This is a genomic window from Thioclava sp. F28-4 (genome assembly GCF_002020045.1).
In the GTDB taxonomy this organism is placed as follows: Bacteria; Pseudomonadota; Alphaproteobacteria; order Rhodobacterales; family Rhodobacteraceae; genus Thioclava; species Thioclava sediminum.
The window spans coordinates 96819-108426 of sequence record NZ_MPZQ01000005.1; the positions used below are offsets into that span (position 1 = coordinate 96819).

An 11608-nucleotide genomic window follows, 5' to 3' on the forward strand; every position below is an offset into this window, starting at 1 on the left:
GAATTGGGGGAATGAGGAGGGTGCGCGGCCTGAGATCAGGCGGCGGCACGCGCCTCCTCGGGGAAGGTGATGGTGACCATATGCTCGGTCGAGGCGTGGCCGTCGAAATGGTCTTCTTCGTGGAAGTGCGCCTCATCGGTCAGCTCGCCGCCCATCGAACGTGCGAAGGAGCGGAAGAGCGCCCAGCTCGCTTCGTTGCTTTCGGTGATGGTCGTCTTCAGCTTGGTGCAGTCTTCGGCGACGTCGCGCTGGATGAGGTGGCGCAGCATGCGCTTACCAAGGCCAAGACCGCGTGCGTCGGGGGAAACAGCCACTTGCCACACGAAGAACGTGTCCGGCTCGGACGGGGCGATGTAGCCCGAAATCCAGCCGACGACTTCGCCTTCGCGCTCGACGAGGACACAGGTGTCCCCGAAGTGATCGCACTGCAGAAGGTTGCAATACATCGAATTTTCATCAAGCGGCTTGCAGCGACGGATCAGCTTCCAGATTTCGCTGCCGTCTTCGGACTCCGGCTTACGGAAGACCAGTTTAGAACCCTTCTTGATAGACTCGACTTGCGGCACGGCTCTTTCCTCTCGTTTGCTTCGGTAGCCTAAGTAGTTCATGTGGTCGAAAATTTCAACCACCTAACTAATGGAACCCGGAAAAGTTCCGCTTATAGCCTTATATTCTTGCTTATAAGCCCTAAATACCATTAGCATGACAAAGCAAATGAGTAAAAACGAACACGATAAACTTAGCAAAGCCAAGCAATTGCAGAGCACGGAACTCTCTGCGATACTGGGTCGTCTTGATAAAAAAGGGGCCCGCCGCCTGATGGAGCGTGTCGATACGAGCCTGATCGCTTTGCGTAGAATCCTGCGCGCGACCGAAATGTTCGGCCGCGACCTGGCCAAGGCTGCCGGGCTGACGCCTGCGCAGTTCCGGGTCCTTCAGGTGATTTCCGAAAAAGGTTGGTCCACGCCGAAGGCGATCGCACAGCGCATGGGCGTGAGTCAGGCGACGATGACGGCGCTGATAGACAAGCTCGAGCGCAAGGGCATGGTGACCCGTCAGCGGTCCGAGCGGGATCGCCGTCAGACCGATATCGTGATTACCGAACTTGGCGCGAGCGCGATCGACGAGGCCCCCGACGCGTTGCAGCAGATCTTCGTGCGCCGTTTCGAGGCGCTGGAAGATTGGGAGCAGGCGCAGATCATCGCCTCGCTCGAGCGCGTGGCCTCGATGCTCGACGCGCATGATATCGACGCGGCGCCGGTTCTGGACTGGGGCGATATCTCGGGCAAGCCGAACTGATCGGCCCCAAACCGATCAGGCTTTGACCCATGCCCCATCGGGGCCCCGCGTGAATTCATCGGCCCCGATCGGCTCGAAGCTCATGTCGCGCGCCCCGTAAAGCGTGATCGACAGAGCGTCGCGCCCCCCTTCAATCACATTGAACGTATTGGGCTCGCCGCGCAGGCGCGAGGACAGCCCCGTCCCCGCCTGCACGAACAGGATGCCCGGGACCGCCGAGAAAGGCGCCACCGATCCGCTGTGCAGATGCCCCGAGAGCACCAGATCCGCGCCGCAGTCCGACATCCCCTCCAGCGCATCCCCTGCCCCGTCCATAAGCGCCTTGTCGACCTCGGGCCCATGTTCGAGCGGATGGTGCATCACCGCGATTCGCAGTCTTTCGCCCGCGCCGTCGAACTCCCGACAAAGCCGAGAGATCGTCCGCTCGGGCACCTTGCCGCGCTGCCAGGCGAACCGGTTCACCGTATTCACACCGACCGCCTTCACGCGATCGGTCTCGAAAACCGGCTCCAGATTATGATTGATCGCGGATCTGTAGCGCCCGAAGGGCTTGAGCATCCGCAGGAAGAGGTTGTCGAGCGGCGTGTCGTGATTGCCGGGCACCGAAAGCGTCTCGCTTTCGATCTGTTCCACGAAGCGCCGTGCCTCCGCGAACTGGCCGCGTCGGGCGCGCTGCGTGAAGTCTCCGGAGATCACCGTCAGGTCCGGCGCGAGGCGGTTCACCGCTGTCAGCAGTGGCGCCTCGAGCTCGGGCAGGCTGCGCCCGAAATGCAGATCGGAAAGGTGAACGATACGGGTCATGCGTTAGCGTCTTGGGTCTCGGTGTCCGTGTCCTTGGCTGGCAGCACGATCCAGAGCGGCTCGTCGGACATCTTGAAGCGGAACGGGCTTTCTTCGCGGCATTTCTCACCGTCGAAGGCCAGCAGGCCGCGCCCTCGGGCGGTTTCGATCTCGAAGGATTTCGCGCGGATCAATTCGTAATCCTCGCCCTGTTTGGTCTTGCGGCGCACCAGCCGCGCCGACAGGCGGAAGAGGTCGCGACGGCTCTGCGCCTTCGCGACCAGCACGGCGAAAGCGTCGTCGCTGATGACCGTCGCCCCGTCGAGCCCGAAGAAATCGAGCTGATAGGCCGAGCGCGCAATGAAGACGAGCGCGGTGCGACGGTTCCGGGTTTCCCCGTCCGCCGTAATCTTCAGCCGCATCGGGCGCTGAAAGCGCAGGAAGGTCTTGAAGACCGACCAATGCGCCACGATCCGGCGACGGCCCCAGCGGGCGTAAATATCTTCGCGCGCCTTGAGGATCGACGGGTAGATACCGAGCGACGCATTATTCAGAAACACCCGCCCGTTTACCTCGCCGACCCGGATCGGATGTGCATTGCCCTCGCGGATCGCGCGCGCCGCCTCCTCCGCATTCTCGGAGAGTCGCAGGCCGCGCGCAAAGAAGTTGAACGTGCCGAGCGGCAGCACGGCCATCGGCACCTCCTGCCCCACCAACGCGCCCGCGACGGCCATTGCGGTGCCGTCACCGCCCGCCGCGACGATCATCTCCGCACCGTCGTCGAGCGCCTTGCGGACGGTCGCCACAATGTCGCTTTCCGGCGACCACCGGTAAAGCGACGCACCATCACCAAGCGCATCCATCGCGCGGCGGATCGCCTCTTCATCTTTCGCGTTGCCGCCCGAAGAGGGGTTCGCAATCAACGCGACCGCCTGTCGGCGCAATGCGACGCTTGGCTCCGGCGGGGTGCCATTCGTCAATTTTTCATCGCCTTTTCCGCCATTCACCCCGGACTCGAGCGCGGATTTCGCGTCTCGATCCACGAGGCTGTCAGGCCCCGTATCATTCTCCGGTTTGACGGAATCCTTCGGCTCGGTCGTCATGATGTTACCTCTTCGTCGCGGCTGTAACGCCGCAGGGAGGTTGAAAGGTCCGTGAAAAGGTTGCGCCTCGGGACTTGGTTATTTACGACATAGAGTGTCGGAATTTGGCAAGTCTTGCGACCGTTATCGCGTGAGCGTGGCTGTGCGAAGATTCCAACCTGGGGAAAAACCGGGACTTATCGCGACCGATATCGCGGCGGCAGCCCGCGCGGATCGCATCAATCAAAGCTGCCGCAACAGGAGGACCTGGATGAACAAGAAAGCGCTTGCCGCGTTACTGACGGCGCTGCCGCTGGCGACCTTCTCGGCGCCTGCTTTCGCCGCAGACGGCGAATGTGGTTCCGTTACCGAAGCCGAAATGAACTGGGCTTCGGCCGGGGTCGCTGCTTGGGTCGACAAGATCATTCTCGAAAACGGCTACGGCTGTGACGTGACGCTGGTGACCGGCGACACGATGCCCACCTTCACCTCGATGAACGAAAAGGGTGAACCCGACATCGCGCCCGAGCTTTGGGTGAACGCGGTGAAGGTCGCGCTCGACAAGGCCGTCAGCGAAGATCGCCTCGTGATCGCTGCCGAAATCCTCAAGGATGGCGGTGAAGAAGGTTGGTGGATCCCGAAATACGTCGCCGACGAGCACCCCGACATCAAGACGGTCGACGATGCGCTCAAGCACCCCGATCTGTTCCCCGATCCGGAAGAACCCTCGATCGGTGGCGTCTACAACTGCCCGTCGGGATGGAACTGCCAGATCTCGACCGCGAACCGCTTCAAGGCCCACAAGGCCGAGGAGAAGGGCTTCAAGCTGGTCGACACCGGTTCGGCTGCGGGCCTCGACGGCTCGATCGCCAATGCCTACGAGTCCAAGAAGGGCTGGCTGGGTTACTACTGGGCCCCGACCGCGATCCTCGGCAAATACCCGATGGTCAAGCTCGACGCGGGCGTCGAGGGCGACAAGGAAGCCTGGGACAAGTGCAACTCGCAGGCCGATTGCGTCGATCCCAAGCCCAACGCCTACCCGACCTCGGACGTGTACACGGTCGTGACAAAGGAATTCGCCGAGAACAACGCGGTGGCGATGGACTACCTCGGCAAGCGTGAATGGTCGAACAAGACCGTGGGCGAGTTCCTCGCATGGCAGGCCGACAACCAAGGCACCAACGAGGACACCGCTTACTACTTCCTCGAGAACTATCCGGACGTCTGGAAGGCATGGCTTTCCGACGATGTGATCAAGAAGGTCGAGGACGCGCTCTGAGCGGGCGATCCGAGATTTTGGCGCGCGTGAGGGGAGCCTCGCGCGCGTTTTCTTTTAACCGGCGCACATAATCGACCGGAGGACATAACAAGATGGCATCTTCATGCTGGGGCTTGCCGGAACTGCTCTGTGAGTTCCCTTCCCTTCCCAACTCCACCCTGCGTCACATGCGTATGGGCATCGACGACGGGTTTCGCGGCATCGTCCGCGCTTATTCCGATCAAATCGACGCGGCCACCCGACCGCTTCAATGGTTTCTCAACACCCTAGAACACGCCTTCGTGGACACGCCGTGGTTTATCATCTTCGCGCTGATCCTCGTCGTGGTGTGGTTCGCTTCGCGCAATCCGAAGATCGTGCTCGGCTCGTCCATGGGGCTTGCCTTCATCGGCATCTTCGGCCTTTGGGAGGACACGATGACCACCCTCGCGATGGTCACGGTGGCGACGCTGATCGCGATCATTCTGGGCCTGCCGATCGGCATCCTGATGGCGCGCTCGGACCGGATGCAGAAAATCCTGACGCCGGTGCTCGATGTCATGCAGACCATGCCATCCTTCGTCTACCTGATCCCCGTCGTCGTGATCTTCGGTATCGGCAAGGTGCCGGGCGTGATCGCCGTGGTGATCTACGCGATCCCGCCGATGATCCGGCTGACCAATCTGGGCATCCGCCTCGTGGACAAGGAAGTCATCGAAGCCGCGGACGCCTTCGGCGCCAATCCCCGTCAGAAGCTTTGGGGCGTGCAGCTTCCGCTGTCGCTGCCGACGATCATGGCGGGCGTCAACCAGACCATCATGATGGCGCTGGCGATGGTCGTCGTGGCCTCGATGGTCGGCGTTGGTGGCCTCGGTAAAAACGTGCTGCAGGCGATTAACAACCAGTTCTTCACCATCGGCTTCCTGAACGGCTTCGCACTCGTTGCGATCGCGATCATCTTCGACCGCGCGAGCCAGGCGTTCGGCAAGCGGCTGCAGAAACATTCGGAGGCTGGCCATGACTGATGCGACGACCAACACCGATACCGGCAACCGCTCGGGCATCGAGATCCGCAATCTCTACAAGATCTTCGGGGCGCGCCCCAAGGATTACGTGGAGAAGGTGCAGGCCGGCATGGGCAAGGAAGAGCTCAACGACAAGCACAAGCACGTTCTGGGCCTGCAAGACATCAACCTTACCCTGCCGCCGGGCAAGATCTCGGTGATCATGGGTCTGTCGGGCTCGGGCAAATCGACCCTCATCCGCCACATCAACGGGCTGATCATGCCCACGGCCGGGGAGATCCTCTATAACGGCCGCGACGTGGTGAAGATGAACGAGGAGGAGCTGCGGGAATTCCGTCGCCATGAGACGGCGATGGTGTTCCAGAAGTTCGCGCTTCTGCCGCACCGGACCGTGCTGGAAAACACCTGCTACGGGCTGGATATCCAAGGGGTCGACCGGTCGAAATCGGGACCGATCGCGAAGAAATGGATCGAGCGCGTCGGGCTCGCGGGCTACGAGGATAACTATCCGAACCAGCTCTCGGGCGGGATGCAGCAGCGGGTGGGCCTCGCCCGCGCGCTGGCCAACGATGCGGACATCCTGTTGATGGACGAAGCGTTCTCGGCACTCGATCCGCTGATCCGGATGGATATGCAGAAGGTGCTTCTGGACCTGCAGGCCGAGCTGAAGAAGACCATCGTCTTCATCACCCACGACCTCGACGAGGCGCTGCGCCTTGGCGACAAGATCGCGATCCTGCGTGACGGCGCGCTCAATCAGGTCGGCACGGGGCAGGAAATCGTGCTGCGCCCGGCGAACGAGTACATCGCCGAGTTCGTGCGCGAGGTGAACCGTGGTCGCGTGATCCGCGCCGAAACCATCGCGCTGCCGCTGCCCGAGGGCGAGTTGCCGAAGATGAAGGTGAAAGCCAGCTCGGTGCTCGAAAAGATCGCGCGCCGGATGGCCGATGCCGAGGTGCGCACGGCGACGGTTGTCGACGCGGCCAACAAGCCGATCGGCATGGTCGACATGACGACGATCCTGACCGCCATGGTGACGCCCGCAAGCGTCGAAGAAGGCGATGACGAGGTCGAGGAAGACAGCGCCGCCTGATGACTACGGGGTCGCCGCGTCAGCGTGGCGGCCCTGCCCGGCTCGTGCCGTCAGAGCCAGCTGGGTCCACGACGCGACAATCGCGTCATGTTGGCGCTGGTGTGATTTCCGATCTGCGTCATCGACGCCGAAATCGCGCGATCTGCCGTTTGCCCCCGTAGAAGCGCGAATGCCGCAGCCTCCGCTGCAGCTACGACCGCCACGGGCTTTTCCTGCACCATCTGGAGCGATTCGAGCGGGGAGACATCCCAGAGCCCCATCATTCCCGCGACGCGCATCGAAATCACCGCTTGCGCCTCAAAGCCGATCCGCGCGGCCTCGAAGCCGATGCGCATAAAAGACAGGGGATCCATATAAACTCCTAAAACCAGACATCGCTGCAAAGCGACGTCAGGTCGTCAGGATCGCAGGTACAGGTTGAGATAATGCACTCTTCTTCACCGTCGAGCACAGAAAAATCAGATTTTCGCGAGGTGAGCATTCGTGAAGCCCTGTAATTGCTCTGACGCACAGACTTTCCGCCTTGCCTTCACAGCACTGTGACCCATCCTTTTAACGTCACTCGCGTATTGACATGACAAGGACGTGAACCAAATGGTTCAGAAATCGCGCGCAGCTCGGCCGGCGGGGTCGTATTTGCGTGCAAACAGGGATTTTGACGGGACAGCCAAATGATCAAACGCCTCCTCATCGCCCTCGTCGCGCTCATCCTCGTGGTGGGTGGCGTCGTCGGCTACAATCTTTTCCGCTCGAAGATGATCGCGCAGTTCTTCGCAAACATGACACAGCCCCCCGTGGCGGTTTCGGTCAGCGAAGTGAAGCCGATCACCTGGCAGCCGGGCCTCGAGGCGATCGGCACCGCCGCCGCCGTGCGCGGCACCGAACTGGCCGTCGAAATGGGCGGCACGGTTCAGGAGATTCATTTCAAGGCGAATGACAAGGTCGAGAAGGGCCAGGTCCTCATGCAGATCGACGACAGCTCCGAGCGCGCCGATCTGGCCTCGGCCAAGGCCGCTCAGGACCTCGCAGAGACCAATCTCAAGCGCGCACGCCAGCTTGCCGACCGGGGCGTGTCCGCCACGTCCAATCTCGATCAGGCTGAGGCCAGCGCGCAGGAAGCGCGCGCAAGCGTCGCGAAGCTGCAGGCCGTGCTCGAGAAGAAGCGCCTGACCGCGCCCTTCGCGGGCATCATCGGTATTCCGCAGGTGGAGGTCGGCCAGTATGTCGGCACCGGCACCACCTATGCGACGCTGCAGGATCGCGACCACATGCGCGTCGATTTCACCCTGTCCGAGCAGCAGGCGCGACACGCCGAAGCGGGCCAGACCGTCAAGGTGAAGACCGAGGACGGCTCGGTCGATCTGGAAGGCAAGATCACCGGCATCGAACCCAAGATAGACCCGAATTCGCGGCTCGTGACCCTGCGCGCCGAAGTCCCCAATGGCGAAGGGAAGCTGACGCCCGGCCAGTTCGTCCATGTCACGGTCGTGCTGCCCTCCGAGGACAACGTGATCGCGCTGCCGCAAACGGTCGTGAGCTCGAACCTCTACGGCGACTCGGTCTTCGTGGTGCGCAAGCAAACGCCCGAAGGCGCGGATCAGCCGCAACTGGTGGCCAAGCAGGTCTTCATCACGCTCGGCCGCCGCTCGGGCACGCTCGTCGAAGTGACGAAGGGGCTGAAGGCAGGCGACATGGTCGTCAATGCGGGTCAGAACAAGCTGAACTCCGGCGCGACGGTGAGCATCGACAACGCGATTTCGCCCGACCCCGACGCGCCTTCCACCGAAGAGGTGATGAAAGCCTTCGGCATGGAGGGCAACGCGCAGGCAAACTCCGACGCGACGTCGGACGCTTCCGCGGATAGCGCTTCGGACGCCGCCTCTGACGAGGCATCGGACACGACGTCGGACACGACATCAGACGGCGCGAAGGCGCAGTAAGGCCAAGCCCATGAACATCTCCGAGATCTTCATCCGCCGCCCCGTCCTGTCGATGGTGCTGGGCGCGTTCATGCTCCTGCTGGGCGCGCAGGCCTATTTCAACCTGCCCGTCCGCCAATATCCGGAAGTCGAGGAAACGGTGGTCACCATCACCACCGCCTATCCCGGCGCCTCGCCCGAACTGATTCAGGGCTTCATCACCTCGCCGCTGGCCGCCGCCGTGGCGACCACTGAAAACGTCGATTACGTCACGACCCAGTCGCGGCCCTCGGCCTCGGTCATTTCGGTCCATATGAAGCTCGGGTCGAACTCCGACGCGGCGATGACCGAAGTGCTCTCGAAGGTGCAGCAGGTCAAAGGCCAGCTGCCCTCGGCGGCGAAGGACCCGGTGATCCAGAAGGGCACCGGCCAGACCTTCGCGCTGATGTATCTCGCGGCGCTCAATCCCAACATGACGCCCGAGCAGCTGACCGAATATCTGCGCCGGGTGATCCGTCCGCGCATGTCCACGATTCCGGGCGTGGCCCAGACCCAGATCATCGGCGCCTCCGATTACGCGATGCGGGTCTGGATCGATCCGGACAAACTCGCCGCGCGCGGCGTCACGGCATCGGAAGTCGTGGGCGCGATCCAGGCGTCGAACTTCCTCTCGGCCCCGGGCAAGACGAAGAACGAATACGTCGCCCAGTCGATCACGCTGCAATCCACGCTGCAGACACCCGAAGCCTTCGGCAAGCTGCCGATCTCGGGCAAAGGCGACGACGTGGTGCGGCTGCGCGATGTCGCGAAGATCGAACTGGCCAAGGCCTCCGAGAACGAGATCGTCACTTTCGAGGGCAAGGAGGGCACGTTCCTCGGCGTCTACCCGACCCCCGCAGCCAACCCGCTCGATACGGCAGCGGCGGTGCGCAAAGCGCTGCCCGACATCAACGCCTCGCTCCCCGAAGGGATGAAAATCCAACTGGTCTACGACTCGACCGAGACGATCTCGGCCTCGATCCACGAGGTGTTCAAGACCATCGGCGAAGCGGTCGCAATCGTGACCGTGGTTATCCTCCTGTTCCTCGGGTCGCTGCGCTCGGTGGCGATGCCCATCGTGACCATTCCGCTCTCGCTGATCGGGGTGCTCGCGGTGCTCTTGGCGCTGGGATACTCGATCAACCTTCTCACACTGCTGGCAATGGTGCTGGCGATCGGCCTCGTGGTCGATGACGCGATCGTGGTGGTGGAGAATATCCACCGACATATCGAAGAGGGGATGAAACCGATCCCAGCCGCCGTGCAAGGCATGAAAGAGATCACCGGGCCGGTCATCGCGATGACGATCACGCTGGCCGCGGTGCTCGCCCCTCTGGGCTTCACCGGCGGGCTGACGGGGCAGTTGTTCCGGGAATTCGCCTTCGCACTGGCGGGATCGGTGATCCTGTCGGGGATCATCGCATTGACGATCACGCCGATGATGTCGGGTCGCCTGCTGAGACATGGCGAGTCGAAGGGCTTCCAGGCCTTCGTCGACCGCAATTTCGACCGGCTCTCGGGCTGGTACGGGCGGCGCGTCGATGGCTCGCTCGATCTGCGGGGGATCACCCTGCTGATTGTCGCCTCTCTCGTGGGTGTGACCGGGTTCATGCTGATGAACACCAATTCCGAGCTTGCCCCGGATGAGGATAACGGTGCGCTCTTCGCGATCCTGAACGGGCCGCGCTACGCGACCAGCGAGTACACCCAGAAATATATCGACCAGGTCGGGCGCGACACGGCCGATATTCCCGAAGTGCGCACCGATTTCTCGATCGCGGGCTTCGGCGGGGACAGCTCTCAGGGCATCTATATCTGGGCGCTCAAGGACTGGGCAGATCGCAACCGTAGCCAGAAGGAAATCCAGCAGGAGATTCAGGGCGATCTCGGCAAATCGACCGGGTTGAAAGGTTTTGCCTTCGCCCCGCCGTCGCTGCCGGGCACCGGGGGCGGTTTGCCGATCTCGGTCGTGATCCAGTCGATCCACTCCGCGAAACGCGTCGCCGAGGTGGCCGAGGAGATCAAGAACAAGGCGCAGGCCTCGGGCAAGTTCATCGTCGTGCAGAACTCGCTCAACTTCGACAGCCCGCAGGTCAATGTCACGATCGACCGCGACCGGGCGGCGGCGCTGAACGTGCCGGTCTCTGATATCGGCTCGACCTTGGGCTTGCTGGTGGGCGAGGCGTCGGTGGCGCAGTTCGACCGCGACTCCAACAGCTACGACATCATCCCGCAGGTGCCGCAGGAGTTCCGCGCGAATCCCGAAGAGTTGGGCCGTTACTTCGTGCGCTCGTCCTCGGGGGCGATGATCCCGCTGTCGTCGCTCGTGAAGATCGACACCGGGGTGAACGCGTCTTCGATCGAACAGTTCGATCAGTTGAACGCGGCCACGATCACGGCGCTGCCGCTGCCCGGTGGCTCCACCGGCGAGGGCGTGCAGACCATCGTCGACATCGCCAAGCAGGTGATGCCCGAAGGCTTCTACGTGAACTATTCGGGCCAGTCGCGGATCGAGACGCAGCAGGGCAACACCATCCTGATCGCCTTCGCGGCGGCCGTGCTGGTGATCTACCTCGTGCTCGCCGCGCAGTTCGAGAGCTTCCGCGACCCCTTCATCATCATGATGACGGTGCCGCTGACGATCTTCGGGGCTGTGCTGCCGCTGAACCTCGGGTTGGGCACGCTCAACATCTATTCCGAGGTGGGGTTGATTACGCTGGTCGGCCTGATCACGAAACACGGGATCCTGATGGTCGAGTTTGCCAATCAGCAGCGCGAGCAGTCGGGCCTCACCCGCAGGCAGGCCATCGTGAAGGCCGCGCAGACCCGTCTGCGTCCGATCCTGATGACCACCGCCGCAATGGCGCTGGCCGTGGTGCCGCTGATCCTCGCGCAAGGCGCGGGCGCAGAAGCGCGCAAGGCGATGGGCCTCGTGATCTTCTCGGGGATCCTGATCGGGACGATGTTCACGCTGTTCGTGGTGCCGATGTTCTACACCTTCATCGCGCCCTCGGATAAATCCTTCAAGGAAGCGGAAGCGAAGCGTCTGGCCGCAGGCTGACGCATGAAGACAAGGCTGGGGGCTTCGCGCCCCCAGACCCCCGCGGGATATT

Annotated in this window: 10 protein-coding genes; 6 read left to right on the forward strand and 4 right to left on the reverse strand. The window is 62.5% G+C overall.

What is annotated here, in order from left to right; all coding sequences use genetic code 11:
• Positions 1–35: 35 nt before the first annotated feature.
• Positions 36–566: a diaminobutyrate acetyltransferase gene (gene ectA, locus BMI87_RS12265; RefSeq protein WP_232621702.1), complete on the reverse strand. Its 531-nt coding sequence runs from the start codon at positions 564–566 to the stop codon at positions 36–38.
• A gap of 253 nt (positions 567–819) precedes the next feature.
• Between ectA and BMI87_RS12270 the strand changes: the two genes are divergently transcribed.
• Positions 820–1299: a MarR family winged helix-turn-helix transcriptional regulator gene (locus tag BMI87_RS12270; RefSeq protein ID WP_078522117.1), complete on the forward strand. Its 480-nt coding sequence runs from the start codon at positions 820–822 to the stop codon at positions 1297–1299.
• 15 nt (positions 1300–1314) lie between these two features.
• Here BMI87_RS12270 and BMI87_RS12275 read toward each other — a convergent pair whose 3' ends face one another.
• The gene (locus BMI87_RS12275; RefSeq protein ID WP_078521819.1) at positions 1315–2100 is read right to left on the reverse strand and encodes a metallophosphoesterase; all 786 of its coding nucleotides are present in this window, start codon (positions 2098–2100) and stop codon (positions 1315–1317) included.
• Positions 2097–3182 carry a diacylglycerol kinase family protein gene (locus BMI87_RS12280; RefSeq protein ID WP_078521820.1) on the reverse strand — a complete coding sequence of 362 codons (1086 nt, stop codon included), beginning with the start codon at positions 3180–3182 and terminating at the stop codon, positions 2097–2099. The genes BMI87_RS12275 and BMI87_RS12280 overlap by 4 nt, the downstream gene beginning before the upstream one ends.
• Before the next feature lie 250 nt (positions 3183–3432).
• On the opposite strand from BMI87_RS12280, the gene BMI87_RS12285 reads away from it, so the two are divergent.
• The 3 genes from BMI87_RS12285 to BMI87_RS12295 all read left to right on the forward strand — a co-directional run bounded on the left by BMI87_RS12285 (position 3433) and on the right by BMI87_RS12295 (position 6537).
• A complete protein-coding gene (locus tag BMI87_RS12285) occupies positions 3433–4440 on the forward strand; it encodes an ABC transporter substrate-binding protein (protein WP_078521822.1) in 1008 nt (335 codons plus the stop codon).
• Positions 4441–4532: 92 nt separating this feature from the next.
• Complete coding sequence (locus BMI87_RS12290) at positions 4533–5444, forward strand: proline/glycine betaine ABC transporter permease (RefSeq protein WP_078521824.1); 912 nt, start codon at positions 4533–4535, stop codon at positions 5442–5444.
• Entirely contained in the window at positions 5437–6537 is a 1101-nt protein-coding gene (locus BMI87_RS12295) for a glycine betaine/L-proline ABC transporter ATP-binding protein (RefSeq protein ID WP_078521826.1), read from the forward strand. The genes BMI87_RS12290 and BMI87_RS12295 overlap by 8 nt, the downstream gene beginning before the upstream one ends.
• Positions 6538–6587: 50 nt before the next feature.
• On the opposite strand, the gene BMI87_RS12300 is transcribed toward BMI87_RS12295, so the two are convergent.
• The gene (locus BMI87_RS12300; protein WP_078521828.1) at positions 6588–6890 is read right to left on the reverse strand and encodes a hypothetical protein; all 303 of its coding nucleotides are present in this window, start codon (positions 6888–6890) and stop codon (positions 6588–6590) included.
• Between the two features lie 318 nt (positions 6891–7208).
• Here BMI87_RS12300 and BMI87_RS12305 point away from each other — a divergent pair, with 318 nt between their 5' ends.
• Together BMI87_RS12305 and BMI87_RS12310 are read left to right on the forward strand one after the other, a co-directional pair.
• Complete coding sequence (locus tag BMI87_RS12305; RefSeq protein ID WP_078521830.1) at positions 7209–8477, forward strand: efflux RND transporter periplasmic adaptor subunit; 1269 nt, start codon at positions 7209–7211, stop codon at positions 8475–8477.
• 10 nt (positions 8478–8487) lie between these two features.
• Positions 8488–11556 carry an efflux RND transporter permease subunit gene (locus tag BMI87_RS12310; protein WP_078521832.1) on the forward strand — a complete coding sequence of 1023 codons (3069 nt, stop codon included), beginning with the start codon at positions 8488–8490 and terminating at the stop codon, positions 11554–11556.
• Positions 11557–11608: the final 52 nt, after the last annotated feature.

Bases quoted from the DNA above. Each gene is read 5' to 3' on its own strand.
- BMI87_RS12270 (WP_078522117.1), top strand. From the start codon at position 820: ATGGAGCGTGTCGATACGAGCCTGATCGCTTTGCGTAGAATCCTGCGC.
- BMI87_RS12275 (WP_078521819.1), bottom strand. From the start codon at position 2,100: ATGACCCGTATCGTTCACCTTTCCGATCTGCATTTCGGGCGCAGCCTG.
- BMI87_RS12280 (WP_078521820.1), bottom strand. From the start codon at position 3,182: ATGACGACCGAGCCGAAGGATTCCGTCAAACCGGAGAATGATACGGGG.
- BMI87_RS12285 (WP_078521822.1), top strand. From the start codon at position 3,433: ATGAACAAGAAAGCGCTTGCCGCGTTACTGACGGCGCTGCCGCTGGCG.
- BMI87_RS12290 (WP_078521824.1), top strand. From the start codon at position 4,533: ATGGCATCTTCATGCTGGGGCTTGCCGGAACTGCTCTGTGAGTTCCCT.
- BMI87_RS12295 (WP_078521826.1), top strand. From the start codon at position 5,437: ATGACTGATGCGACGACCAACACCGATACCGGCAACCGCTCGGGCATC.
- BMI87_RS12300 (WP_078521828.1), bottom strand. From the start codon at position 6,890: ATGGATCCCCTGTCTTTTATGCGCATCGGCTTCGAGGCCGCGCGGATC.
- BMI87_RS12305 (WP_078521830.1), top strand. From the start codon at position 7,209: ATGATCAAACGCCTCCTCATCGCCCTCGTCGCGCTCATCCTCGTGGTG.
- BMI87_RS12310 (WP_078521832.1), top strand. From the start codon at position 8,488: ATGAACATCTCCGAGATCTTCATCCGCCGCCCCGTCCTGTCGATGGTG.